Origin of the sequence: Microbacterium sp. W4I20 (assembly GCF_030816505.1) — a bacterium.
Classification (GTDB): domain Bacteria; phylum Actinomycetota; class Actinomycetes; order Actinomycetales; family Microbacteriaceae; genus Microbacterium.
This window is the reverse complement of record NZ_JAUSYB010000001.1, coordinates 1104422-1128398: the sequence shown is the minus strand read 5'-3', so window position 1 is coordinate 1128398 and position 23977 is coordinate 1104422. Positions and strand designations below refer to the sequence as shown.

Annotated in this window: 25 protein-coding genes and 1 tRNA gene; 15 read left to right on the top strand and 11 right to left on the bottom strand. The window is 69.5% G+C overall.

Annotation, left to right across the window (positions count from 1 at the left end):
• The first annotated feature begins 28 nt into the window (after nucleotides 1-28).
• The 6 genes from QFZ21_RS05545 to QFZ21_RS05520 all read left to right on the top strand — a co-directional run bounded on the left by QFZ21_RS05545 (nucleotide 29) and on the right by QFZ21_RS05520 (nucleotide 5947).
• Nucleotides 29-595: a septum formation initiator family protein gene (locus QFZ21_RS05545; protein WP_307375246.1), complete on the top strand. Its 567-nt coding sequence runs from the start codon at nucleotides 29-31 to the stop codon at nucleotides 593-595.
• 47 nt (nucleotides 596-642) lie between these two features.
• Nucleotides 643-1215, top strand: a complete 573-nt coding sequence (locus QFZ21_RS05540) for a DUF501 domain-containing protein (RefSeq protein ID WP_307375244.1) — start codon at nucleotides 643-645, stop codon at nucleotides 1213-1215.
• Nucleotides 1212-2507: a S8 family serine peptidase gene (locus QFZ21_RS05535; protein WP_307375242.1), complete on the top strand. Its 1296-nt coding sequence runs from the start codon at nucleotides 1212-1214 to the stop codon at nucleotides 2505-2507. The genes QFZ21_RS05540 and QFZ21_RS05535 overlap by 4 nt, the downstream gene beginning before the upstream one ends.
• 38 nt (nucleotides 2508-2545) lie before the next feature.
• Nucleotides 2546-4081 (top strand): NAD(P)/FAD-dependent oxidoreductase, encoded by a 1536-nt coding sequence (locus tag QFZ21_RS05530; protein ID WP_307375240.1) that lies wholly within the window; start codon nucleotides 2546-2548, stop codon nucleotides 4079-4081.
• Nucleotides 4082-4356: 275 nt separating this feature from the next.
• Nucleotides 4357-5280, top strand: a complete 924-nt coding sequence (locus QFZ21_RS05525) for a cation-transporting ATPase (protein WP_307375238.1) — start codon at nucleotides 4357-4359, stop codon at nucleotides 5278-5280.
• 4 nt (nucleotides 5281-5284) lie between these two features.
• Nucleotides 5285-5947 carry a DedA family protein gene (locus QFZ21_RS05520; RefSeq protein ID WP_307375236.1) on the top strand — a complete coding sequence of 221 codons (663 nt, stop codon included), beginning with the start codon at nucleotides 5285-5287 and terminating at the stop codon, nucleotides 5945-5947.
• 35 nt (nucleotides 5948-5982) lie between these two features.
• On the opposite strand, the gene QFZ21_RS05515 is transcribed toward QFZ21_RS05520, so the two are convergent.
• Nucleotides 5983-6055: transfer RNA gene (locus QFZ21_RS05515), tRNA-Leu, on the bottom strand.
• Between the two features lie 86 nt (nucleotides 6056-6141).
• Between QFZ21_RS05515 and QFZ21_RS05510 the strand changes: the two genes are divergently transcribed.
• The 3 genes from QFZ21_RS05510 (at nucleotide 6142) to QFZ21_RS05500 (ending at nucleotide 9355) form a co-directional block, all read left to right on the top strand.
• Entirely contained in the window at nucleotides 6142-7389 is a 1248-nt protein-coding gene (locus tag QFZ21_RS05510) for an alanine racemase (RefSeq protein WP_307375233.1), read from the top strand.
• Nucleotides 7386-8699 (top strand): D-arabinono-1,4-lactone oxidase, encoded by a 1314-nt coding sequence (locus QFZ21_RS05505; protein ID WP_307375230.1) that lies wholly within the window; start codon nucleotides 7386-7388, stop codon nucleotides 8697-8699. Before QFZ21_RS05510 ends, QFZ21_RS05505 begins: the two co-directional genes overlap by 4 nt.
• An 89-nt stretch (nucleotides 8700-8788) precedes the next feature.
• Nucleotides 8789-9355 (top strand): LemA family protein, encoded by a 567-nt coding sequence (locus tag QFZ21_RS05500; RefSeq protein ID WP_046013812.1) that lies wholly within the window; start codon nucleotides 8789-8791, stop codon nucleotides 9353-9355.
• Nucleotides 9356-9367: 12 nt separating this feature from the next.
• Here the strand turns inward: QFZ21_RS05500 and QFZ21_RS05495 are convergent, their stop codons facing one another.
• Both QFZ21_RS05495 and QFZ21_RS05490 read right to left on the bottom strand, forming a co-directional pair.
• Nucleotides 9368-10273, bottom strand: coding sequence for a hypothetical protein (locus QFZ21_RS05495; protein WP_307375225.1), 906 nt, complete (start codon nucleotides 10271-10273; stop codon nucleotides 9368-9370).
• On the bottom strand, nucleotides 10270-11529 hold the full coding sequence (locus tag QFZ21_RS05490; RefSeq protein WP_307375223.1) for a winged helix-turn-helix domain-containing protein: 1260 nt from the start codon (nucleotides 11527-11529) through the stop codon (nucleotides 10270-10272). The genes QFZ21_RS05495 and QFZ21_RS05490 overlap by 4 nt, the downstream gene beginning before the upstream one ends.
• Before the next feature lie 69 nt (nucleotides 11530-11598).
• Between QFZ21_RS05490 and QFZ21_RS05485 the strand changes: the two genes are divergently transcribed.
• Complete coding sequence (locus QFZ21_RS05485; RefSeq protein WP_307375220.1) at nucleotides 11599-12795, top strand: AI-2E family transporter; 1197 nt, start codon at nucleotides 11599-11601, stop codon at nucleotides 12793-12795.
• The gene (gene ilvA / locus QFZ21_RS05480) at nucleotides 12792-14021 is read left to right on the top strand and encodes a threonine ammonia-lyase (RefSeq protein WP_307375217.1); all 1230 of its coding nucleotides are present in this window, start codon (nucleotides 12792-12794) and stop codon (nucleotides 14019-14021) included. Before QFZ21_RS05485 ends, ilvA begins: the two co-directional genes overlap by 4 nt.
• Before the next feature lie 95 nt (nucleotides 14022-14116).
• Here the strand turns inward: ilvA and greA are convergent, their stop codons facing one another.
• Nucleotides 14117-14605 (bottom strand): transcription elongation factor GreA, encoded by a 489-nt coding sequence (gene greA, locus QFZ21_RS05475; RefSeq protein WP_307375216.1) that lies wholly within the window; start codon nucleotides 14603-14605, stop codon nucleotides 14117-14119.
• A 97-nt stretch (nucleotides 14606-14702) separates the two neighbouring features.
• A complete protein-coding gene (locus QFZ21_RS05470; protein ID WP_307375214.1) occupies nucleotides 14703-15089 on the bottom strand; it encodes a DUF4307 domain-containing protein in 387 nt (128 codons plus the stop codon).
• Between the two features lie 67 nt (nucleotides 15090-15156).
• Between QFZ21_RS05470 and QFZ21_RS05465 the strand changes: the two genes are divergently transcribed.
• Nucleotides 15157-15441, top strand: coding sequence for a hypothetical protein (locus tag QFZ21_RS05465; RefSeq protein ID WP_307375212.1), 285 nt, complete (start codon nucleotides 15157-15159; stop codon nucleotides 15439-15441).
• 7 nt (nucleotides 15442-15448) lie between these two features.
• Here QFZ21_RS05465 and QFZ21_RS05460 read toward each other — a convergent pair whose 3' ends face one another.
• Nucleotides 15449-16177, bottom strand: a complete 729-nt coding sequence (locus QFZ21_RS05460; RefSeq protein ID WP_307375209.1) for a hemolysin III family protein — start codon at nucleotides 16175-16177, stop codon at nucleotides 15449-15451.
• 96 nt (nucleotides 16178-16273) lie between these two features.
• Here QFZ21_RS05460 and QFZ21_RS05455 point away from each other — a divergent pair, with 96 nt between their 5' ends.
• From QFZ21_RS05455 to QFZ21_RS05445, 3 genes are all read left to right on the top strand, one after another.
• The gene (locus QFZ21_RS05455) at nucleotides 16274-17053 is read left to right on the top strand and encodes an isoprenyl transferase (protein ID WP_307381229.1); all 780 of its coding nucleotides are present in this window, start codon (nucleotides 16274-16276) and stop codon (nucleotides 17051-17053) included.
• 24 nt (nucleotides 17054-17077) lie between these two features.
• Complete coding sequence (locus QFZ21_RS05450) at nucleotides 17078-18208, top strand: aminotransferase class V-fold PLP-dependent enzyme (protein WP_307375206.1); 1131 nt, start codon at nucleotides 17078-17080, stop codon at nucleotides 18206-18208.
• Nucleotides 18209-18365: 157 nt separating this feature from the next.
• Nucleotides 18366-19748 carry a PhoH family protein gene (locus QFZ21_RS05445; protein ID WP_373425998.1) on the top strand — a complete coding sequence of 461 codons (1383 nt, stop codon included), beginning with the start codon at nucleotides 18366-18368 and terminating at the stop codon, nucleotides 19746-19748.
• Nucleotides 19749-19854: 106 nt separating this feature from the next.
• On the opposite strand, the gene QFZ21_RS05440 is transcribed toward QFZ21_RS05445, so the two are convergent.
• From QFZ21_RS05440 to QFZ21_RS05420, 5 genes are all read right to left on the bottom strand, one after another.
• Nucleotides 19855-20694 carry an endonuclease domain-containing protein gene (locus tag QFZ21_RS05440; protein WP_307375204.1) on the bottom strand — a complete coding sequence of 280 codons (840 nt, stop codon included), beginning with the start codon at nucleotides 20692-20694 and terminating at the stop codon, nucleotides 19855-19857.
• Nucleotides 20695-21000: 306 nt separating this feature from the next.
• Nucleotides 21001-22395, bottom strand: coding sequence for an aspartate ammonia-lyase (locus QFZ21_RS05435; protein ID WP_307375200.1), 1395 nt, complete (start codon nucleotides 22393-22395; stop codon nucleotides 21001-21003).
• A complete protein-coding gene (locus tag QFZ21_RS05430; protein ID WP_307375197.1) occupies nucleotides 22392-23066 on the bottom strand; it encodes a carbonic anhydrase in 675 nt (224 codons plus the stop codon). Before QFZ21_RS05430 ends, QFZ21_RS05435 begins: the two co-directional genes overlap by 4 nt.
• Nucleotides 23063-23707 (bottom strand): DUF4245 family protein, encoded by a 645-nt coding sequence (locus QFZ21_RS05425; RefSeq protein ID WP_307375194.1) that lies wholly within the window; start codon nucleotides 23705-23707, stop codon nucleotides 23063-23065. The genes QFZ21_RS05430 and QFZ21_RS05425 overlap by 4 nt, the downstream gene beginning before the upstream one ends.
• Entirely contained in the window at nucleotides 23704-23946 is a 243-nt protein-coding gene (locus QFZ21_RS05420) for an exodeoxyribonuclease VII small subunit (RefSeq protein WP_307375192.1), read from the bottom strand. The genes QFZ21_RS05425 and QFZ21_RS05420 overlap by 4 nt, the downstream gene beginning before the upstream one ends.
• Nucleotides 23947-23977: the final 31 nt, after the last annotated feature.

The following is a 23977-nucleotide window of genomic DNA, read 5'->3' as shown; positions in this document are numbered from 1 at the left end:
CGCCAGACGGCGGGACGAAGGAGGAGCCGTGGCACGACGACCGGCTCCTCCTTCGGCGTCTCCGGCGTCCCCTGCCGCCTCATTCCCGTCGGCGAAGAAGAAGCGGACGAAGTCGGCCCCGGTGCCCTCGACGCCTCGGAACACCAAGCGCGGTGGCACGACGAACGTCGATGTGCGCGAGTGGGCGTCCGGCATCCGCCTCTCCGCCTTCTCCGTGATCATGCTCTCCCTCGTGGTGCTCGGCGCCTGGGTGCTCGTCCCGACCCTCGGCACCTTCATCGACCAGCGGCAGAAGATCGCCGCGCTCGAGGCATCGGTGCAGGTGAGCAAGGGCGAGATCGACGATCTCATCGCGGAGCGCGAGCGCTGGAGCGACCCCGCCTACATCACCACCCAGGCGCGGGAACGGCTCTACTACGTGAAGCCGGGCGAGATCGTCTACCTGATCGACAACGACCTCGACCCCTCTCAGCTCCCGCGGGAACAGGACCCGGTCAGCGACACCCTGGAGGAGAAGCCGGCCGACTGGATGCCGCAGCTGCTGCGCACCATCGTCTCGGCCGGGCTGAGCGACACCGCTTCGGTCGCTCCCTGAGCATCCGCTCCGAGCATCCTCCCTGGCGGCTCCCCTACGCTGGTGGGGTGACCACGCCGCCGTTCCCTGCTCCCACGCCCGCCGAGCTCGCCGTCGTCTCGGCCCAGCTCGGCCGTCCTGCGCGCGGGGTGGTCGGCATCGCGGCGCGCTGCGTCTGCGGCAACCCGACCGTCGTCGCGACGACGCCGCGACTGCCCGACGGCACGCCGTTCCCCACGTTCTACTACCTGACTCATCCGGCGGCGACGGCGGCGATGTCGACCCTCGAGGCCACGCAGGTGATGCCCGAGCTCGCTGCGCGCCTCGGAGAGGATGATGCGGTGGCCGCGGCCTACCTCGCCGCCCACGAGGCCTACCTCGCGGACCGTGCGCAGTTCGGCGAGGTGCCCGAGATCGACGGCATCTCCGCCGGGGGGATGCCGACGCGGGTGAAGTGCCTGCACGCTCTCGCCGGCCATGCCCTCGCGGCAGGCCCCGGGGTGAATCCGATCGGCGATGCCGCCCTCGAGCGCTCCAGCTGGTCACCGTCAGTGTGCCGCTGCGAGGCGCCCGGCGCAGCGACGCGCGATGAGGCGACGTCGGCAGACGCGGCGCCCGCAGAGGCGACGCCCTCGGAATGAGCGCCCCCCGGATGCTGCGCAACGTCATCGCCCTCGCGGTGGTGGCGGCATCCGTCCTGCTCATCGGAGCCACCGCCACCCCTCCACCCATCCCCGACGACCCGGCCGATCCGGTGCGCGCGTCGGAGTACTGGCTCGACGGCGCCAGGATCCGTGAGGCCTGGCAGACCACCCGCGGCAAGGGCGTCACGATCGCGGTGATCGACACCGGCATCGGCAAGGTGCCCGAGACCTTCGGCGATGCCGTGGTCGGCGGCACCGATGTCTCCGGGACCGGCACCCCCGACGGTCGCACCCCGCTGGGTGCCGTCGACGGCAACCACGGGTCGTGGGTGGCGTCGCTCGCAGCGGGCCGGGGCGCAGCCGACGGCACCGGCATGATCGGGGTCGCCCCCGAGGCGAACCTCCTCTCCATCTCCGTGGGCTTCGGCGCCGCAGCGGCCGTGCCCTTCACCGAACAGGTCGCGAAGGGCATGCGCTGGGCCGTCGACAACGGCGCCGACGTGATCAACCTCTCGTTCACGACGAACACGCTCGACTGGGACGAGAGCTGGGACGACGCGTTCCTCTACGCCTTCGAGCACGACGTGGTCGTGGTCGTGGCGGCCGGCAACCGGGGGAGCGGTACGAGCATCATCGGCGCTCCCGCGACGATCCCGGGTGTGCTCACCGTGGGCGGCGTCGACCAGACGGGGACGGCGAGCGTCGAGGCCTCGACGCAGGGGATCACGATCGGGATATCCGCCCCGAGTGAGGGCCTCCTCGGGGTCTCCGCAGACGGCAAGGTGGTGCCGTGGCGCGGCACCAGCGGTGCGGCACCGATCGTGTCGGGTATTGCGGCGCTGATCCGGTCGGCGCATCCCGACATCAAGGCGATCGACGTGATCAACCGCATCATCAAGACGGCGATCCCGGTCGATGGTGCCAAGAAGCCGCAGGATCCGCTCTACGGATACGGCCTGGTGGATGCCGCCGCGGCGATCTCGGCCGACATCGCACCGGTGGACAAGAATCCGATGGGTGATCTGGCCGAGTGGATCCACTTCTTCCGGCGCGCGGAGACCGAGCCGCAGCCGGAGCAGACCGTCGCGCCGGTCGAGGTGCCGCCGCTGCCTGACGCCGATGCGCCGACCGAAGCGGGTTCCCCGCTGCTTCCCAGTGCTGAATCGCTGCGCTACGGTACCCTTCCGCTCATCGCCCTCACAGTCCCTGGTATCCTGATAGCGCTTGGCGTCACCGCTGCTGCCCGGCGCATCCGATCGGCGCGCGTCTCTCGTACGCCAAATTCCTGACTCCGAGGAGTAGTCCCCCTGTGCCTCAGAACAGCACTGTGCCCAAGATTCTGATCGTCGGTGGAGGTTACGCGGGCTTCTACAGCGCGTGGAAGCTCGAGAAGCACCTGCGCAAGGGCGAGGCCGATGTGACCATGGTCGACCCGCTCCCGTACATGACCTACCAGCCGTTCCTCCCGGAGGTCGCTGCGGGCTCGATCGAGGCGCGGCACTCCGTGGTCGCGCACCGTCGCCACCTCAAGCGCACGAACGTGCTCACCGCCAAGGTGACGAACATCAACCACGCGCAGAAGACCGCGACGATCACGCCGCCGGTGGGCGAGCCGTACGAGTTCGAGTACGACCAGATCGTCGTGACCGCCGGTGCCGTCTCGCGCACCTTTCCGATCCCGGGCATCGCCGACAACGCGATCGGGCTCAAGACGATCGAAGAAGCCGTCGCGATCCGTGACCGTGTCATGTCGAACTTCGACAAGGCGGCGTCGCTGCCGGCCGGTCCTGCCCGCGACCGTCTGCTCACGGTCGTCGTCGTCGGTGGCGGCTTCGCCGGTATCGAGGTGTTCGCCGAGCTGCGCTCGCTGGCCTCGTCGCTGGTGTCGAAGTACCCGCAGCTGCGCTTCGAGGACACGCACTTCCACCTCATCGAGGCGATGGGCCGCATCATGCCCGAGGTCTCGCTGCAGACCAGCGAGTGGGTGCTCAAGGATCTCGCGAAGCGTGGCGCCAACGTGCACCTCGACACGCAGCTCACCAGCGCGGTCGACGGCAACGTCGAGCTCTCGACCGGTGAGGTCATCCCGACTGACGTGATCGTCTGGACCGCCGGTGTCATGGCGAACCCGACGGTCGTCCGTGGCGGCGACCTGCCCATCGAGGAGCGCGGTCGCATCCAGACCCGCGCCGACCTGCGCGTGGGTACGCCCGAGGCCTTCGTCGAGGGTGCCTGGGCGGCCGGTGATGTCTCGGCTGTTCCCGACCTGTCGGGTGGTGGCGTCGGCGGCTTCTGCGTGCCGAACGCCCAGCACGCGGTGCGTCAGGCCAAGCTGCTCGCGAAGAACATCGTGGCCGTGCTCCGTGGCGAGAACCCGAAGGAGTACTTCCACAAGAACATGGGCGCCGTGGCCGGTCTCGGTCTGTACAACGGTGTCTTCCAGTCCGGCAAGATCGCGCTCAAGGGCTTCGTCGCCTGGGTCGCGCACCGCGGCTACCACGGCCTCGCGATGCCGACGTGGGAGCGCAAGTTCCGCGTGATCTGGGGCTGGTGGAACAACCTGTGGCTCGGTCGCGACCTGGTGAACCTCGAGACGGTGCAGAACCCGCGCTACGTCTTCGAGGAGTTCGCGGCTCGCCCGCGTGCCGCAGCCCCTGCGGCTCCGGCAGCTCCGGCTGCTCCCGCTTTGCCCGGGTCGCACTCGTCGGAGCCGGCGACGACCATCGCCGCCGCCGACAAGGCTCCGGACGCTGACGAGCCCGTCACCGACGACGCTCCTGCGAAGAAGCCGGCTGCGAAGAAGGCTCCCGCGAAGAAGCCGGCGGCGAAGAAGCCGGCTGCCGAGAAGGTCGCTGCCAAGTAGCGCCTCGCCACCGCATTTCCGAACAGCCCTCCCGTCTTCCGGGAGGGCTGTTCGCATGGAGGGGACGCATAGGCGCGCTCGATAGTCTCGTCGGCGCAAGGGGAGTACTCCCGTCTGCGTCGGTGTCGTCAATACGGACATGAGATCGTGTCCCGGCCCGTCGGCCCGTGAGGGTGGAGGAGACCTTGGCACCCGCTGTGCGGGCTGCCCGGAAACCTTTGCCGTCGTCCGACGTCGTGGAATCGCGGTGGCCCGCGCTCCACGAAAGGCACACCATGGGAAAGCTCTCCCGCCTGATCGAAATGGCGACGGACGCGATCGAGAAGAACGGCAGTTCCGCACGCGATGGACAGCGAGCGAGCGACTCGCGGTCGACGGACTGGGGTGGCATGCTCCGCGGTGCGGTCGACGCCGTCCGCGGCCCCGCTGGTCCTGTGGCACCCGGTGAGCGTGCACGCGCCGAGGAGCGGTCGGCTGCTCCGGCATCCGCCGACCCGTATGCGCCGCCGCCCGCGCCCGGCGCTGCCGCCCCGTCGCGCGTCGGCTCGGCATCCGGCTCGCGGCAGACCAGCGCCGGGCAGCCCGGCACCGGTAGCGATGCGGATCGCGCGGCGATCGCGCGCTACGACTACCTGCTGCAGACGGCTGAGCCCGCGCAGGTCGAACAGATCCATCGCGCGGCGTTCGCGCGGCTGACACCCGAACAGCGGACCCTCGTCGAGGAGCGCATGCAGACAGAGCTGACACCGGGGGAGCGCCCGCGCTCGGCGGCGCCCGACGACCTCGCCCGGGCGGCGGGGCGCGCCGAGGCGATCCGCCCCGGACGCATGCGCGGACTGCTGTCGCGGGTGCGTGGTGCCGGTGCCGGCGGCGCAGGCCGGGGGGCCGCGGTCACGGCGGGCGGCGCAGCGGTGGGAGTTCTCGGAGCGGTCGCCGGTGGCGCGGTGCTCAGCACGGTTGCCGGCCCGCTCCTGGAGCAGGCCGCCGGGCTCGGTGTGGACTTCTCGGCGCTGGCCGAGGGTGTCGATCTCGAAGCACTCGCCTCAGGGATCGACGTCGAAGGGTTCGCCGGAGGAGCCGAGGAGATGCTCGGGTCAGCGGGAGAGGCCGCTGCCGGACTGGGCGAGACCGCGACAGGCTGGGGCGAGAAGCTCGGAGATCTCGGTCTGCCGGGCATCGGTGACCTCTTCGGACGGTGACCCGATGATCCTGGCGACCGCCGATCACGGCTTCACCGGACTGACCGGCTTCGCCGCCGATGTCCTGACCGCGCTCGGTGACGTCGGCGTCGGCGTGCTGGTGTTCGTCGAGGTGCTGATCCCGCCGATCCCGAGCGAGGTGATCCTCCCGTTCGCGGGCTACCTCAGTCAGAGCGGCGAGCTCCACCTCGGCTGGCTCATCTTCTGGAGCACCCTGGCGTCGTGGATCGGTGCATTGCTGCTCTACGGCCTGGGAGCCGCGATCGGCATGGACCGCGCTGTCCGCCTGCTCGCGGCGACCAGGCTGGTGAGCAGATCCGACCTGGAGCGAGGTGCCGAGTGGTTCGGGCGCAGCGGCGCATGGACGGTGCTCGTCGGCCGGATGGTCCCCGGCGTCCGGAGTCTCATCTCGATCCCGGCGGGCGCCGCACGGATGAACATCGTGCGATTCAGCGTCTACACGGTCATCGGCAGTGGTCTGTGGAATGCCCTGCTCCTGGGAGTCGGAGCGGCGCTCGGCACGCAGCATGAGCAGCTCGAGCGGTACCTCGGATATCTCGACTACGCGGTCTACACGGCGATCGCGGTCGCGATGGTGGTGCTCGTGGCCCGGCGGGTGAGAGAGGGCAGGGCGGGCCGACGGACGGCCGTCGCTGACGGTGAGTGATCGGGGCGATGATCCCGCGCGGAAGGAACCACCGGTGCCCCCGCTGGGACTCGAACCCAGACTGAAGCGATTTTAAGTCGCCTGCCTCTGCCATTGGGCTACGGGGGCCTCCGCCCAGCCTAGCGACGCCCGACTCGTGCGACGGGGTGCCGTGAGGGGTGAACCCGAGTACGTCGAAGCCATAGGGTGGGGGAGTGCTCGACCTCACCGAAGAACTGAGCCCCGTTCAGGGCGCCCCCGCGGTCGCCCCCGAGTGGCAGGATCCAGGCCGCTACTGGCCGCGTCTCTCTGCGGCGACCGGGCACCTTCCCGCTCCCGTCGGCGTGATCGACCGGGAGGCTCTGCGGTACAACGCGATGGACCTGCTCGTGCGATCCGGTGGTCTGCCGATCCGCGTCGCCTCCAAGTCGGTGCGGGTGCGCGCCGTGCTCGATGCCGTGCTGAAGCTCCCCGGCTACCGCGGCATCCTCGCCTTCACCCTGGCGGAGGCGCTGTGGCTCGCCGAGGAGCACGACGACATCGTGCTCGCCTACCCGACGGTCGACCGCGACAGCCTCGAGCAGTTGGTCGCCGACGAACAGGCGGCGGGGCGCATCACGCTGATGGTCGACGACCTCGCGCACCTCGACCTCATCGACAGCGTCGCAGGACCCGGCACACGCCCCGAGATCCGCGTCGCGATCGACGTCGACGCCTCTTGGAAGTCCACGGTGCTCGGGCACATCGGGGTGCGCCGATCGGCGCTGTTCACCGCGGGCGAGGTCGCCGCCTTCGCACGGAAGGTCATCGCCCGCCCCGGATTCCGGCTCGTGGGACTCCAGATGTACGACGCGCAGATCGCCGGACAGGGTGATGCCGCGGGCCCCGACGCACCGCTGATCCGACTGGTCCAGGCCCGGTCCCGCACGGAACTGCGCGAGCGGAGGGCGGCGATCGTCGAGGCGGTCTCCGCGGTCGCGCCGATGGAGTTCCTCAACGGCGGAGGCACCGGATCGCTCGAGTTCACCGGCAGCGACGAGTCCCTCACGGAGGCGAGCGCGGGGAGTGGACTCCTGGGCGGCCACCTCTTCGACGGGTATCGATCATTCCAGCCGGCCCCGGCATCCGCCTTCGCATTCGATGTGGTCCGGCGCCCGGCCGTCGACATCGCGACGGTGCTCGGTGGGGGATGGATCGCCTCCGGACCCGCGCTCGCCTCGCGTCAGCCCAAGCCCGTCTGGCCGCAGGGCCTGCACACCCTGTCGCGCGAAGCCGCGGGAGAGGTGCAGACCCCGCTGCAGGGCCCCGCCGCCACGCGCTTGGGAGTGGGCGACCGCGTCTGGTTCCGGCACGCCAAGAGCGGGGAGCCGGCCGAGCGCATCGAGCGCTACCACCTGGTCTCCCGCGACGAGGTCATCGACGAGCTCCCCACCTACCGCGGTGAGGGGAGGGCGTTCCTGTGACCAGAATCGGCGGCGCGTGGCAGAACTGGGGGCGCACGGCTCAGGTCCGACCCGTGCGGGTGGAGCGGCCTCGCAGCCCCGAGGGCGTGCAACGGGCGGTTGTCGCCGCCGTGAACCACGGTCTGACCGTAAAGGCGGTGGGTGCCGGGCACAGCTTCACCGGCATCGCCGTCGCGCCGGGTGTGCTGCTGGAGCTCGACGACATGCAGGGACTGGTCTCGGCGGATGCCGTCAGCGGCCGGGCGACCTTCCTCGCCGGCACCCGGCTGCATCGCATCCCCGCGCTCCTCGCGCCGTTCGGCCTGGCGATGGAGAACCTGGGCGACATCGACCGCCAATCGATCTCGGGCGCCATCTCGACCGGCACGCACGGCACCGGCCGGGGATTCTCCGGTCTGGCCGCTCAGGTGGTCGGTATCACGATGGTCACCGCGGCGGGGGAGTTCCTCCGCATCGACGAGGAGCAGAACAGTGAGCTCCTCCCGGCCGCCGCGCTCGGTCTCGGAGCGCTCGGCATCATCGTCGAGGTCACGCTGCAGTGCGTGCCCGCCTTCGTGATGCATGCGATCGACGAGCCGGCTCCCCTGGAGGACGTGCTCGCGACGCTCGACGAGCGTGCGGCGGCATCCGACCATTTCGAGTTCTACTGGTTCCCGCACACCCGCATCGCTCTCACCAAGCGGCAGACGCGCCTGCCGGAGTCGGCGGTGCGCAAGCCGCTTCCGCTGGTCGGGAAGTGGATCGACGAGACGCTGCTCTCCAACGGCGTCTACCGGGCGGTGTGCGCCGCCGGACGCGTGCTCCCCGCGGTCACGCCTCCCTTCAGCCGTCTCGCCGTGAAGCTCACCGGCGACCGCGAGTACACCGACCTCTCCCATCGCGTTCTCACGCAGAGCCGCACCGTGCGGTTCCGCGAGATGGAGTACGCGCTCCCGGCCGAGAACGTGGTTCCCGCCTTCGAGGCACTGCGCGCACTCATCGCGCAGCGCCGGTGGCGGATCGAGTTCCCGGTCGAGGTGCGCTTCGCGGCCGAGGACGACCGCTGGCTGTCGACCGCCCACGGCCGCGCGAGTGCCTACATCGCTGTGCACCGCTACTGGCGCGCTGATCCGACCGAGTACTTCGAGGCGGTCGAGCCGATCATGCTGGAACACGGCGGGCGCCCGCACTGGGGCAAGCTGCACACCCTGAGCGCCGAGACCCTGCGCGAGCGGTATCCGCGCTTCGATGACTTCGTCGCGGTGCGCGATCGACTGGACCCCGAGCGTCGCTTCGGCAACCGCTATCTCGTACGCGTCCTCGGCGACTGACGCGGACCCCGGAGACATCTGCGCCGTCCCCAGTGCACGTGCAGGCTGCGCGTCTAGGATGAGAGAAACATGGGAAGGGTGGGCCTCTGATGGAATGGCTCGTGCCAGTACTGATCGTCGTCGGAGTGATCCTGCTCGTCGGCATCTATCTCTGGGCCACGTACAACTCGCTGGTGCAGTTGAACGTTCGCGTCGATGAGGCGTGGAGCGGGATCACTGTGCAGCTGAAGCGGCGAGCCGACCTCATCCCGAATCTCATCGAAACGGTTAAGGGCTACGCCTCTCATGAGAAGGCCGTCTTCGAGAACGTCACCCGTGCGCGGGCCGAGACGTTGTCGGCCGGTGGTCCGGGTGAAGCGGGTATCGCCGAGGGACACCTGCAGCAGGCACTGCGGAGTCTCTTCGCCGTCGCCGAGGCGTATCCGCAGCTGCAGGCGAGCCAGAACTTCCTCCAGTTGCAGCAGTCGATCGTCGACACCGAGGACAAGATCCAGGCGGCGAGGCGCTTCTACAACGGCGGCGTGCGCGAGCTGAACACCAAGATCAAGGTGTTCCCGAACAACCTCTTCGCCAAGGGACTCGGCTTCACCGAGCGCGAGTTCTTCGAGGTGGCCGACAGCGGCGCGATCTCGGAGCCTCCGCGCGTGCAGTTCTGACGAACGCCTGCTTCACCAGGCGGTGAGCACCAGTTCGTCCGCCGTGAACGAGACGTCACCGCGGACGGTCCAGGAATCCGTCCGGTACGTCGTCGTCCGTGCGGCGCCGTCCTGACCCGTGCCCGAGACGGTGGCGACGAGGACGCCGTCGATGGCTGAGAACGCGGTCGGCGTGAGCGAGACTTCGGGCAGCTGCTCGATGCGATAGCGGATCTCGCTGACGGCCCGGAACTCCGTGCCCCACGGGATGCGGATGCCGCAGCCCGCCGCCGGACTGCTTCCGGGTGCCGTGCAGGTCTCGAGGTGCTGGTCCAGCTGTTGCTGTGCAGCATCCGTCGCCTCCGCACGGAGCTCAGCCTCGATCTCGATGTCGGTCGTCTCGCCGGGAAGCACGACGAGCGTGCTCTCACCGTCGAGAAGCTTCGTCGGCGCCGCCGTCACGCTGTACTCGGCCGGAAGCAGGGGAGTCGCCTCACCCGCGGGCAGGCGTGCGTCTCCGATGGCGAGGAAGTCTCCCACCGTGGTCGTCGCGCTCATCGTGCCGAGAGCAGCCGCCTCCGGTCTCCATCGACCATCCGCGAACGACAGCGGGATCTGCGCGGCCTGCTCTTCACCCGCGAGCCGGAACGAGACCTCGGCGGCAGCCGTGCCGTCGTCATTCTCGGTCACGGCGACGACCCTGGCATCCTCGATCCATCGCTCCGCACCGGCGAAGGCCGACAACGCGTCGTCCGTGACCTCGATTCCGGTCGCTTCGATCGCTGCGGAATCGCCGGATTCGAGGGCGCGCAGGTATGACTGCGCGGTCTCCTCCGCCGTCGGGGGACGGGTGGTCGACTGCCAGATCAGGAGCGCGGCGGCGACGGCGATGACGAGACCGGCCAGCCCGCCGACCACCCACCACCGGCGCCGGGTCATGCCGGGCTCTCCCGAGGATGGACGTGGCGGAGCACCGGGAGCCGTCCGCCGGCCAGCAATGCCCCATGGATCGCCGCGCCGGCGTCGCCCCACCCCGATACCGAGATGTTCTCGAGGCCCTGCCACTCCGCGGCGAGGGCGAGCTCGGCAGCGATTTGCTCGGCGTCGTCGGCGCGAGCCTGCGGCTCCCACCAGGCGGACTGCACCTGCAGCGTCGATGCCGCTCGATCGGCCTTGAGGTCGACCCGGGCGACGATCCGGTCGCCGACGAGTACCGGCAGGGAGTAGTAGCCGAACCGTCGCTTCTCGGCGGGCACGTAGATCTCGATGCGGTAGTCGAGCTCGAAGGTGCGGAGCGCACGATCGCGAAACCAGACCACGGGGTCGAAGGGCGTGAGCACCGCGGCCGCATCGATCCGGCGGGGCAGCACCGCCTCCCGGTGTCGCCACGCGGGGAGCGGCCGGCCTGCTCGTTCCCATCCGCGCACGTGCACGGGCTCCAGCTCGCCGTCGTCGACGAGGTCGGCGATCGACTGCGAGATCCGCTCGCGATCGCGGATGCGGTAATAGTCGGCGAGGTCGGACTGCGTGGCGACGCCGCTGGAGCGCGCGGCGCGCCGGATCAGTTCGCGGATCGCGTCGGCGCGGGGGATCTCCTGTGACCGGATGCCGTCGGGGATCACCTGCTCGGCCAGCGCGTAGGTGCGCTCGAAGCCGCGGCGGCCGCTGACCGCGACGTCGCCTGTGCGCCAGAGATGCTCGAGGGCGAGCTTGACCTCGTCCCAGTCCCACCAGGTTCCGCGTTCGCGCGGTGCGTCTGCTCGGAGGTCGGCGGGGCGCAGCGGTCCGCGCACGCGCAGCTCGTCCTGCACCCACTGCACGGTCCGGGAGTTGGTGCTCATCCAGGAGTCCTCGCCCGCCCACCGCTGGCGGAAGTCATCCATCCGGAACCGCCACAGCGGCCAGTCCTCGATCGGGATGAACGTGGCCTCGTGGGCGAGGTACTCGACGTAGTCGGTCGTGCGAGCCAGGAAGACCCGATCGAGGAGAGCGGGCTCGTAGGCGCCGAGCCGCGAGAAGAGCGGCAGATAGTGCGACCGCGCGAAGACGTTCACCGAGTCGATCTGCAGCACGCCGAGCCGGTCCATCACCCTGTGCACGTGACGGCGGGAGACGGATACCGGGCGCGCGCGGCTGAACCCCTGAGCGGCCAGGGCGATGCGGCGCGCCTGGGCGGGGCTGAGGGTGTCGGTCACGTCGTCAGCGTATCGCCGGCCGGGGACATCTCGTCGTGAGCCCGCCTGCGGTCGCCGTAGACTTGGGCGATGAGCGAGGACCAGCGACCCCGGCTGCGAGACCTGTTCCGTCCGCGCCCGGTCTCCATCGACCGGATCGTGACGACCGACGCCGATGAGGCGGTGCCACCGCGACTGCGCATCACTGCCGCATACGCGTGGCGACTGCTGCTCATCGCGGCGGCGATCGGGGTGTTCATCTGGCTGGTCATGCTGCTGAAGCTGCTGGTCATCCCGCTGATGGTCGCGATCCTCATCACCGCGCTGCTGTGGCCCGCGTTCGAGTGGATGCTGCGGCACCGGTTCCCGCGCTGGGCGGCCATCGCCATCTCGCTCCTGGGAACTGCCGCCATCGTCACCGGGCTCGTCTGGCTGGTCATCTGGCAGGTGCGGCTCGAGCTGCCGGCCGTGCAGGCGAGCACCACCTCCGCTCTGGACGACTTCCAGGTCTGGCTGCACGAAGGCCCTCTGCAGCTCTCCGACAAGCAGATCGCCGACTACATCGACCAGGGCTTCGCCATGATCGAGGAGCAGACGCAGGCACTGCTGTCCGGCGCACTGGCCATCGGCTCCACGGTCGGCCACGTGTTCACCGGCGCGCTCCTCGCCTTCTTCGCCCTCATCTGCCTTCTGGCCGACGGCGGCGGGATCTGGCGCTGGACGGTCAAGCTGTTCCCGCGCAACGCCCGCCCGGCCGTCGACGGCGCCGCCCGCAACGGATGGCGCACGATCGTCAACTACGCACGGACGCAGCTCTTCGTCGCGACGATCGACGCGATCGGCATCGGCCTCGGCGCGTTCCTCCTGCAGGTGCCGCTGGCGCTGCCGGTGGCCGTGCTGGTGTTCCTCGGCTCGTTCATCCCGATCGTCGGTGCGGTCGTCACCGGTGCGGTCGCGGTGTTCCTCGCGCTGGTCTACAACGGACCCTGGATCGCACTCTGGATGCTGCTAGTCGTGCTGGCCGTCCAGCAGATCGAGGGCCATATCCTGCAGCCGATCATGATGGGTTCCGCCGTGAAGGTGCACCCGCTGGCCGTGGTGCTCGTCGTCGCCGGCGGTGCCATGATCGCCGGCATCCCTGGAGCCCTCTTCGCGGTACCACTGGCCGCCTTCATCAACGTCGCGGCGGTGACGCTGAGTTCGGGGTCGTGGCGCACCGGCGCGGCCCCGAGTGGAGACCTGATCTGGAGCACGGTGCCGCGTGAGGCACGACGGAGGAATCGATGAGCGAAGTCCCCAGCCTGACCGAGTTCGAACGCGCGGCTCAGAGTCTGGCTGAGGTGATCTCGCACACGCCCACCCTTCCCTCGAGAGCACTCTCCGACGCGCTCGGATCGCCCGTGCTGCTCAAGATGGAGAACCTGCAGCGCACCGGATCGTTCAAGATCCGCGGTGCCGCGTACCGCCTCTCCCGACTCAGCGCCGAAGAGCGGTCGCGCGGCGTCGTCGCGGCATCCGCAGGCAACCACGCGCAGGGTGTCGCTCTCGCTGCCCAGGCGCTCGGCATCACCGCGACGATCTTCATGCCGATCGGCGTGCCGGTGCCCAAGCTGCTCGCGACGCGCGGCTACGGCGCCGAAGTGGTGCTGGAGGGCGAGACTGTGGCGACCTCGCTCCACCTGGCGGCGGAGTACGCCGAGCGCACGGGTGCCGTCCTGATCCACCCCTTCGACCATCGCGATGTCGTGATCGGCCAGGGGACCCTCGGCCTCGAGCTCCTCGAGGACGCCCCGGAGGTCGACACCATCGTGCTCGGGATCGGCGGCGGCGGCCTCATCGCCGGTGTCGCGGCCGCCGTCAAGGCGCGCGCGGCCCAGCTCGGTCGCACGGTCCGGGTCATCGGGGTTCAGGCCGAGAACGCCGCGGCCATGCCCCCGTCGCTCGCGGCGGGTGAGCCGGTCGACATCGTGACCCGTCCGACCATCGCCGACGGCATCCTGGTCGCGCGTCCCGGTGCCATCCCGTTCGAGATCATCAGGGAGTTCGTCGACGAGGTCGTGACCGTGTCGGACGACGACCTGGCCCGCGCGATCCTCGTCCTGCTCGAGCAGGCCAAGGTCGTCGTCGAGCCTGCCGGCGCCGCCGGTGTCGCCGCGATCCTCGCCGGCAGGGTGACTGCCTCGGGCACGACGATGGCCGTGCTCTCCGGCGGCAACATCGATCCCCTGCTGCTGCAGCGCGTCGTGTCGCACGGGCTCGCCGCCTCCGGCCGCTACCTCACCATCCGCGTGCCGCTGCCCGACCGTCCCGGTCAGCTCGCTCAGGTGTCGGAGCTCATCGCCGCCGCGGGCGCCAACGTCATCGAGGCCATGCACACCCGGCATGGCCACGGCCTCCAGATCAGCGACGTCATCCTCGAGCTCAGCGTGGAGACGCGCGGACCCGAGCACTCCGAGCACACCCTCGACACGCTGCGCCAGGCGGGCTTCGCACCGATCATCGTGCCCGACTGACCCTCGGACAACCCGGCGCCGGACTCGTCCTGCGCACGCGAGAACGCCCCGGCATCCGCAGAGGAGACCGGGGCGTTCGACATCTGTGCGGAGTGTCAGCCCGTATAGGTCTGCACGTCCACGATCTCGACGGCGATCGACCGTCCGTTGGGCGCCTCGTAGGAGGACTTCTCGCCGACCTTGAGGCCCAGGATCGCCTGACCCAGCGGGCTCGCCTCGCTGTAGACGTCGTGGTCGCTGCCTGCGGCGATCTCACGGCTGCCGAGGAGGAAGACCTCTTCGCCGCCGGCGACGAGCGCGGTGACGACGGTTCCGGGCTCGACGATGCCGCGGCTGGCGGGAGCCTCGCCCACCTTCGCGGTCTTCAGGAGGTTCTCGAGCGTGCGGATGCGAGCTTCCTGCTTGCCCTGCTCGTCCTTCGCGGCGTGGTAGCCGCCGTTCTCCTTGAGGTCGCCTTCTTCACGGGCGGCCTCGATGCGCTTGGCGATCTCATCGCGACCGGTGGTGGACAGGTGCTCCAGCTCGGCGACGAGCCGGTCATACGCTTCCTGCGTGAGGAAGGGAACCTGAGCGTCGGTGGACATGACGAAGCTCCTTCTTTCGGGATCCCGCCGGCGCACTGCCGGGGATATGCCAAGACGCCCCGGCACGGTGCCAGGGCGTCGTCTGTCTGCCTCGAGTCTAAGCGACCCAGCAGGTGTTCACCAAACCTGTGGTGGCCTCGGCGACGGTGGGCACGGAGGCCGACAGCGCCTGCGAGTGGCTTTCTCCCGCCGGGATCTCCATGACCTTCCATCCGACCACGCCGAACTCCTCGTCGAGGGCCTCGATGATGCAGACGACGTCCTTGCCCTGCACTCCGGTGACCTGGAAGCGCACGTCGACCGTGTGCTCGTCGACGAGGTCGAAGCCGAGATCGTCGGCATCCACGGAGTTCATCGACTGGTCGACGATCATCCAGCCGAAGGCCGCGACCACGAGCAGCGCCACAGAACCGCCGAGGATCCATGGCAGGCGCCGCCGTCGGGTGCGGCCATAGCGGTCGTCGAGCTCTTGTGCGGTCGTCACGGGTGGGTCTTCCGGTCGTTAGGCTGGTGATACCAGGTTATGCGACCTGCGTACGAAAGGCCGATTCATGCTCGCTCTGTCCGCGACCCCGATGCCGACGCCCTCCATGACGGTGGCTCCCGAGGCAGTGACTCCCGGCTTCGTCGGCTTCGCGGTGATCGTCCTGCTGGTGATCGCGGTGATCCTCCTGATCTGGGACATGAACCGCCGCATCCGTCGGGTTCGGTACCGCGAAGAGGTGCGCGACGAGCTCGATGCCGAAGAGGCCGCCCGCGCCGCCGATGAGGCGACCGAGACCGACGCCGACCTGCCGATCACCCGCGAGGGCGACGACGACCCTCGCGCCACCTGAGCGCGGGTCACGCGCCCAGTGAGGGCACCAGCGGATCCAGCGTGATGAGCAGGCACGCGGTCCAGTGGCAGAGGAACGCCAGGACCGTGCAGACGTGGAAGATCTCGTGGAATCCGAAGTGTCCCGGCCACGGGTTGGGCTTCTTCATCGCATAGACGATCGCGCCGCCCGTGTAGAGGAGGCCGCCGACGATCACGAGGACCATCATGGTCACGTTCGCCGCCAGCAGGTCCGCCATGAACATGACCGCCGCCCACCCCATCAGCAGGTAGAGGGCGACGTAGAGCCAGCGCGGTGCGTGGATCCAGAAGACGCGGAACAGGATCCCGACCACGGTTCCGCCCCACACCAGGGAGAGCAGCAGGCTGCCCTTCGCGGGCGGAAGGGCCAGGACCGCCAGCGGCGTGTATGTTCCCGCGATCAGCAGGAAGATGTTGGCGTGGTCGATGCGCTTCAGGAGCAGCTTGACCGGCGGGCTCCAGTCGATGCGGTGGTACAGCGCGGAGTTGCCGAAGAGCAGCAGCGAACTCGCCATGAACACGGCGGCCGCCCACTTGGCCGCCCCGCCCTGCGCCACCAGGATCAGCACCACGCCCACGACGATCGCGACGGGGAAGATGCCCGCGTGGATCCATCCGCGCCAGGTCGGCTTGATGTCGACTGCAGCATCGTCCGCAGCCTCTTCGAGGAGCGGCAGCTGGGGGAGATCGGGGTCGGACGGCTCGGGAGTGCTCACGTGCTCACTCTAAGCCGCCGCCCATGCCGCGCACCGCACCTATCCTCAGCATCCGCACCGCCGCCGCGGGCCCGAGCACGGTAGCGTAAGGAGGTGATTTCCCGCGACAGCCAGGGGCGAGGGCCGCTCTACCGGCTCTACACCAGCCGGTTGCGACGCCACCTCGATCCGGCCACCGTTCCGCACCATGTCGCCATGATGATCGACGGGAACCGCCGGTGGGCCCGGCAGCTCGGCTACACCACGCCCGCGGAGGGACACCGGGCGGGAGCGGCGAAGATGCGCGAGTTCCTCGGCTGGTGCGACGAGCTCGGCGTCGGAGTCGTGTCGCTCTACCTGCTCTCCAGCGACAACCTGCTCAAGCGCGACTCCGGCGAGCTCGCCGACCTGATCGAGATCATCGCGGAGCTCGCCGAGGCGCTCTCCCGAGAGGGCAACTGGCGCGTGCAGCACGTCGGGCGCGCCGACATCCTGCCGCCCGAGCTGGCTCGTGTGCTCGCCGATGCGGAGAAGCGCACGAAGGAGCACACCGGCTTGCACGTCAACCTCGCCGTCGGCTACGGCGGGCGCCATGAGATCGTCGACGCCGTGCGCAGCATCATCACCAAGCACGAGGCTTCCGGCGGCACGATGGAAGACCTCGCCGCCCACCTCACGCCCGAGATGATCGGCGAGCACCTCTACACCGGTGGTCAGCCCGACCCGGATCTCGTCATCCGCACGAGCGGCGAGCAGCGGCTGAGCGACTTCCTGCTGTGGCAGAGCGCGCACAGCGAGTTCTACTTCGTCGAGGCGCTCGGTCCCGATCTGCGCCAGGTGGACTTCCTGCGTGCCATCCGCGATTTCGCCGATCGGGACCGCCGCTTCGGACGGTGACCGCGCGCGTGCCACAATGACGCGGTGAGCACTTTCGAGGACTACGTCGGCACGTTCGACAACGAACCCGGCTACCTGAACTGGGCATCCTTCGGACCGTTGTCGCCTTCCGTGCGCGAGGAGATCTTCGCGGATGCCGACCTGCTCGGCAGCGGTCGGCCGTCGTCGCTCTCGCTGGTCGCCGAGCGCATCGGACAGGCGCAGGAGCTCATCGGTGAACTGCTCGGCGGGCATGCCGAGGACGTCACTCTGCAGCCGTCCTCCACGCAGGGGCTCATGCACGCCCTCTACGGTCTGACCGGCGCCATGATCGCCGGCACGGCGGAGTTCCCCAGCGTGAGCCTCACCCTCGAGCGGGCATCGACGGCCTCCGACCGCGACCTGACACCGCGTTGGATCAGCCCGGCGGATGGGCGCGTGACACCGGATGCCGTCGCCGAGGCTCTCGACGACGATGTCACGGCTCTCGCCGTCAGTCACGTGGACTTCCGGACCGGCTACCGCGCCGACCTCGCCGCACTCCGCGAACTCCTCGGGCCGGATCGGCTGCTCATCGTCGATGCGGTGCAGTCGTTCGGCATCGTGGACGAGGATTACACCGTGGCCGACGTGGTCGTCGGACACGGGTACAAATGGCTGCGCGCCGGTCGCGGCAGCGGGTTCGCCTGGTTCTCGCCACGGGCCCGCGAACGCATCGCGCCCGTGCTCTCCGGGATCACCGGCACCACGACCACAGGACTCGTCATGGACGAGCTGCCCGCACCAGCGGCATCCGCCCGGGCCTTCACGGTGAGCTCGCCCGACACGTTGGCCGCGGGGCGCCTCGCCATCGGTGTGCGCGACGTGCGCGACGCCGGGGTCGCGGCCATCGAGGCGCGGATCGCGGAGCACGTCGACACGATGCTCGAGATCGCCGACCGACACGGCATCGCGGTGAGCTCCGCCCGGGCACGGGGGGAACGCGCGGGTATCGTCGCGCTGGCGCCGGACGAACCCGGTCGTCTCGCAGCGGCGCTCGCGAACGCCGGTCTGGTGGTCACGGCGCGCGGCTCGTCCGTCCGGATCGCGGCGCACGCCGGCACGGACGCCGCGACCTTCCAGCTGCTCGACGATGCGCTCGCGTCGTTCGGCAACGAGACATTCATCAGCGCGTAATAATCGCCCGCGTGTCGAGCCACGGTTAAGACCCCGAGCGGTCGTACGTTCAAGGCATCGGGCAAGGAGCCCGGTCGGGTCGGCCTCAGGTTGACGACTCGTGACCCCCTGGTCGACTCGTTCGAATAGCCGGGATTTCCCGGGTCGGGAGTGGGTCGTGACCACACGTACAGCGCAGCAGTCCACCAGCACCGCGCAGCAGTCCACCCGTAAGACCGCGAGGCGAGCTTCGTCCGCCGAGCCGGATCAGGACCTGCGCACCTATGTGCTCGACACCTCGGTGCTGCTGAGCGATCCGCAGGCGTTCTTCCGCTTCGCCGAGCACTCGGTTGTGCTTCCGGTCGTCGTGATCACCGAGCTCGAGGGCAAGCGCCACGACCCCGAGATCGGCTACTTCGCACGACAGGCGCTGCGTCACCTCGACGACCTGCGCGTCGAGCACGGCCGCCTCGACTTCCCCGTCGAGGTCGGTGAGGGCGGCACGCTCCGCGTCGAACTCGCGAACACGGACTCGTCCGTGCTGCCCGCCGGCATCCGGCTGAGCGACAACGACACCCGCATCCTGTCGGTCGCGATGCACCTGGCGCAAGACGGCCAGGACGTGACGATCGTCTCGAAGGATCTGCCGATGCGCGTGAAGGCCGCGTCGCTCGGCATCCGGGCCGAGGAGTACCTCGCCGAGCAGGCCGTCGACTCCGGGTGGACCGGGATCGCCACCCTCGACCTCTCCGGCGACGACATCAGCGATCTGTACGAGAGTGAAGTGGGGATCAGCGAGAACGCCCGCGGACTGCCGATCAACACCGGGCTCATCATCCACTCGGAGCGCGGATCGGCCCTCGGGCGGGTGACCGGCGACGGCGAATACCGGCTGGTGCGCGGCGACCGGGACATCTTCGGGATGCACGGCCGCTCTGCGGAGCAGCGGATCGCCATCGACCTGCTGCTCGATCAGGAGGTCGGGATCGTGTCGCTCGGAGGGCGCGCCGGTACCGGGAAGTCGGCGCTCGCGCTGTGCGCCGGCCTCGAGGCGGTGCTCGAGCGGCAGCAGCAGAAGAAGATCATCGTCTTCCGCCCGCTGTTCGCCGTGGGCGGGCAGGAGCTCGGGTACCTCCCCGGAGACCAGGGCGAGAAGATGGGCCCCTGGGGTCAGGCGGTGTTCGACACCCTCGGCTCGGTCGTCTCGGGCAACGTCGTCGAAGAGGTCATCGAGCGCGGGCTCCTGGAGGTGCTTCCGCTCACGCACATCCGCGGTCGCTCGCTGCACGACGCGTTCGTGATCGTCGACGAGGCCCAGTCGCTGGAGCGCAACGTGCTGCTGACCGTGCTCAGCCGCATGGGTCAGAATTCGCGGGTGATCCTGACCCACGACGTCGGCCAGCGCGACAACCTGCGCGTCGGACGGCACGACGGCATCGCCAGCGTGATCGAGAGCCTGAAGGACCACGATCTCTTCGGACACGTGACGCTGATGCGCTCCGAGCGCTCCGCGATCGCGGCCCTCGTCACCGAACTCCTGGAGGGTGGAGAGCTCAGCTGACGGGTTGGTCCCGATCTGCTCACCCGGCTCCGATTCGCTCATCTGCTCAGGCCTACAGTGAGCGGATCGGGACGGCGTGCGCGGAACGGGACCTCGGCCGAGCCGGTCAGGCTCGGTCGCGCAAACGAGTGAGGGCCGCGAGCACGGCCGCCTGCACGGACGGCCAGTCGTGCACGACCTGTGCGTAGTCGAAGCGCAGTGTCTCGTACCCCAGTGCGGATGCCGCGGCATCGCGCGCGAGATCCCGGTGGCGCATGGTCGCCCCGTTGTTGTGATTCTCCTTGCCGTCGACCTCGAGGATGAGGCGCGCTCCGATGACGAAATCGACACGACCCACCTGGGGGATGTTCACCTGGCAGTCGAGGCGGATGCCGAGCAGATGCAACCGCAGGCGAAGCAGAGATTCGAGCCCGCTGTCGGCGTCCGCCCGCGCGAGGTCGAGGAGCCAGAGCGCCGATGCCGGAACCATCTCTCTGATGCGAAGTCGCGCCGCCGTCGACAGGAGGCGGAGGCGGAGAGCGGACTCGTACGCGGCGAAGAACGCCTCGTCGCCCGCGCAGCGCAGGAAATGGACGAGAGCCACATCGACGGAAGCCCGTCCAAGCGGTGGTCGGCCCCGGGAGAAGTGGGAGACACAGGAACAACCATCGTGCGGATGCGCGCGGCGGTGGGCGCCGACCCACACATGCGGGACGACCGAGGGAGCGAGTACCCACACCTTCAGCAGCTGGAGCACGCTTGCGCAGGTGAGCGCGCCGCCGTGGAGGGTGGCCAGTCGTATCTGCGGATCGATCGGACCGGCGGCGAACACGCCATCCCTGATCCGCTCGATGTCGCCGCGCGCCACGGACCGAGAGAGCGAGCGTCTCGTGAAGCCCATCCGCTGCAGATGCGTGCCACGGGCGAGGCCGCCGAGTCGTCTGATGGTTTCCGGTGCGGGAAGCATGTCCGGCAGGATGCCCGAGTCTCCGCATCCGCTGGCTCGTCGTTCACGGCTCCGTGGATAAGTCCTCGCCACACCTCTGCTGTGCAGAGAGCCCCATCTGCTGATCACGACGGTGCTGGTGCTGTGCCATTCCGCTCATCGCGTCCCGATCTGCTCACCGACTCCGGGAACCAGTGGGCAGATCGGGACCGGATGAGCGAATCGGGACTGGAGCCGGGCCAGGGGACCGGGAGCCGGGAGCGGGGCGGGAGACGACGGATGCCGCGGGGACCGAGGTCCCCGCGGCATCCGTCTGTCACGGCCGGATCAGCCGGGGTGGGTCATCGACAGCAGGTCGAGCTTCTCGTCGAGCTGCTCGAGCGTGAGGTCCCCGCGCTCGACGTAGCCGAGGTCGATCACGGCGTCGCGCACGGTGATGCCCTGGGCGACCGAGTGCTTGGCGATCTTCGCCGCGGCCTCGTATCCGATGAGCTTGTTCAGCGGGGTCACGATCGAGGGGCTCATGCCGGCGAACGCGGCGGCACGCTCGACGTTCGCCTGCAGGCCGTCGATCGTCTTGTCGGCCAGCACGCGCGAGGCGTTCGACAGCAGGCGGATCGACTCGAGCAGCGCCGTGCCCATGACGGGAATCGCGACGTTGAGCTCGAAGGAGCCGGATGCTCCGGCCCAGGCGACCGTCGCGTCGTTGCCGATCACGCGGGCGCAGACCATCAGCACGGCCTCCGGGACGACCGGGTTGACCTTGCCGGGCATGATCGACGAACCGGGCTGCAGGTCGGGGATGTGGAGCTCGCCGAGACCCGTGTTCGGACCGGAGCCCATCCACCGCAGGTCGTTGTTGATCTTGGTGAGCGAGACCGCGATGGTGCGCAGCGCCCCGGAGGCCTCGACCAGCCCGTCGCGGTTGGCCTGTGCCTCGAAGTGGTCCTTGGCCTCGGTGATCGGCAGCTCGGTCTCGGCCGCGAGCAGCGCGATGACCTTCTGCGGGAAGCCGAGCGGGGTGTTGATGCCGGTGCCCACAGCCGTGCCGCCCAGCGGAACCTCGGCGACACGGGGGAGAGCCGACTGCACGCGCTCGATGCCCAGACGCATCTGACGGGCGTAGCCACCGAACTCCTGGCCGAGCGTGACGGGCGTGGCATCCATGAGGTGCGTGCGGCCGGACTTGACGGCATCCTTCCACAGCTCGGCCTTCGCCTCGAGAGCCACGGCGAGGTGGTCGAGCGAGGGGATGAGGGTGTCGATGAGCGCCTGGGTGACGGCGATGTGCACCGAGGTCGGGAACACGTCGTTCGACGACTGCGAGGCGTTCACGTGGTCGTTGGGGTGCACGTCTGCACCGAGGATGCGGGTCGCGAGCGTCGCGAGCACCTCGTTCATGTTCATGTTCGACGACGTGCCCGAACCGGTCTGGTACGTGTCGACGGGGAACTCGCCGTCGTGCGCGCCGGAGGCGACCTGGTCTGCTGCCTGCGCGATGGCGTCGGCGATCGCGCCGTCCAGCGTGCCGAGCTCCTTGTTCGCGAGCGCGGCGGCCTTCTTGATGCGAGCGAGGGCGGCGATCTGCGTCGACTCCAGCCCCTTGCCCGAGATCGGGAAGTTCTCCACCGCGCGCTGCGTCTGCGCGCCGTAGAGTGCGTTCACGGGCACCCGCACCTCGCCCATGGTGTCGTGCTCGATGCGGTACTCAGTCTCGGTCATTCCGAACCTTCCTTGGTTGCGGGGGCTGCCCCCTCGGTGTCGATTCCGACCGAGATCACCGGCACAGCGGTGCCCTCGGACAGACGGTAGTTGGCGCCGACGATGCCCAGACGGCCCTCGGCGACGGCGCTGCTGATCAGTTCGGACGACTGCAGCAGGTCGCTCACGGTGTTGCGCAGGTGCTCGGCGCCGACGAGTTCCGCGTCGATCTCGGCGACGGTCGTTCCGCCGTTCTCGGCCAGCACCTTGCGGGCGGCGGGGACGATCGGGGCGATGAGTCGCCAGATGTGCGGGGGGAGCGGCGCGGCGTCGATGGCTGTGCCGTCGATCGCGGCTCGCACTGCGCCGCAGGAGTCATGCGCGAGGACGACGATGAGCGGCACCTCCAGCACCGCGACGGCGTATTCGAGGCTCGCGACGATCGACTCGCCCAGCACCTGACCGGCGTTGCGCACGACGAACAGATCGCCGAGGCCGAGGTCGAAGATGATCTCGGCGGCGAGGCGCGAGTCCGAGCAGCCGAACAGCGTGGCGACCGGATGCTGCGCCGCCTCGAGGTCCTTGCGCCGCGCGACGTCCTGGTTCGGATGCCGCGGCTCATCGCGCACGAACCGGCGGTTCCCCTCCTGCATCTGCTGCCAGGCTGCGGCGGGAGTCAGGGTGTTCGTCATGGAGCCTCCGAGAGGGAGCGGATCTGCGGGACGAGGGACTCGGCGAGCTCGGCCGTCGAATCGGCCGAGCGCGCGCCGTAGAGCAGCACGTAGTCGTCGCCGGCCTGCGTGCCGATCGCGTAGGTGACGTTGGCGTTCGCATCGGCGTTGCGCGGCTGGAAGACGTCCCATTCGAGCCCGCCGATCCGCACCGAATCGGTGGGGGCGATGCCGTTCAAGACCTGCGGTGCCCAGGACGAGTCGGCGTCGAACGCCTGCGCGAGCTTGAGGAACCCGCGCTCGTCATCGGCGGCGGGGGCGAGCGTGACCTCCCACACCGGGGTGGCGCCGTTCTGCAACTCCGCCTTGTTGACGCGCCAGAACCCGTCGAGGTCGGGGACGATGACCGGACGCTCCATCGTCGACTCGACGTTTTCGGAGATCCCCACGAGATCGACCTTCGGTGCGTTCGCCGGCTCGCCGCGGGGGACCGCGAAGATGATGACCGCGACGACCGCGACAGTGACGAGGAGCGCCGCGATGAGGTTCCGGAACGTCTGGCTGCCGCGGTAGGCCTTGCTCGAGGCGGCCTTGCGCGCGGCGGTCTCATCCGGCGTCTCGGGGCGTCCGAGCTCGGCGACGATCGGAGCGCGCTTGTTCACGCGGCGCCGCCGGGGGCGTCGGAATCGGATGCCGCGGCTCGTGCGGCTTCGAGGCGGCGCTTCGCGCCGAGCAGCCACTCCTCGCAGCGGGCCGCGAGGGCTTCGCCGCGTTCCCAGAGGGCGAGCGAGTGCTCGAGGGTCGGAGAGCCCTGTTCGAGCTCTGCGACGACCTTCACGAGTTCGTCACGGGCTGCCTCGAACGACAGTGTCTCGACGGGGTTGTCGTTCAGGGCGCTCACTCCTCCATCTTACGGCGTGGGTCGGACGCGA

Coding starts and splice junctions, on each gene's coding strand:
- QFZ21_RS05435 (WP_307375200.1), bottom strand. CDS start 22,395: ATGACCGAGACTGAGTACCGCATCGAGCACGACACCATGGGCGAGGTG.
- QFZ21_RS05495 (WP_307375225.1), bottom strand. CDS start 10,273: ATGACCCGGCGCCGGTGGTGGGTGGTCGGCGGGCTGGCCGGTCTCGTC.
- QFZ21_RS05520 (WP_307375236.1), top strand. CDS start 5,285: ATGATCCTGGCGACCGCCGATCACGGCTTCACCGGACTGACCGGCTTC.
- QFZ21_RS05535 (WP_307375242.1), top strand. CDS start 1,212: ATGAGCGCCCCCCGGATGCTGCGCAACGTCATCGCCCTCGCGGTGGTG.
- QFZ21_RS05465 (WP_307375212.1), top strand. CDS start 15,157: ATGCTCGCTCTGTCCGCGACCCCGATGCCGACGCCCTCCATGACGGTG.
- QFZ21_RS05430 (WP_307375197.1), bottom strand. CDS start 23,066: ATGACGAACACCCTGACTCCCGCCGCAGCCTGGCAGCAGATGCAGGAG.
- ilvA (WP_307375217.1), top strand. CDS start 12,792: ATGAGCGAAGTCCCCAGCCTGACCGAGTTCGAACGCGCGGCTCAGAGT.
- QFZ21_RS05525 (WP_307375238.1), top strand. CDS start 4,357: ATGGGAAAGCTCTCCCGCCTGATCGAAATGGCGACGGACGCGATCGAG.
- QFZ21_RS05440 (WP_307375204.1), bottom strand. CDS start 20,694: ATGCTTCCCGCACCGGAAACCATCAGACGACTCGGCGGCCTCGCCCGT.
- QFZ21_RS05500 (WP_046013812.1), top strand. CDS start 8,789: ATGGAATGGCTCGTGCCAGTACTGATCGTCGTCGGAGTGATCCTGCTC.
- greA (WP_307375216.1), bottom strand. CDS start 14,605: ATGTCCACCGACGCTCAGGTTCCCTTCCTCACGCAGGAAGCGTATGAC.
- QFZ21_RS05485 (WP_307375220.1), top strand. CDS start 11,599: ATGAGCGAGGACCAGCGACCCCGGCTGCGAGACCTGTTCCGTCCGCGC.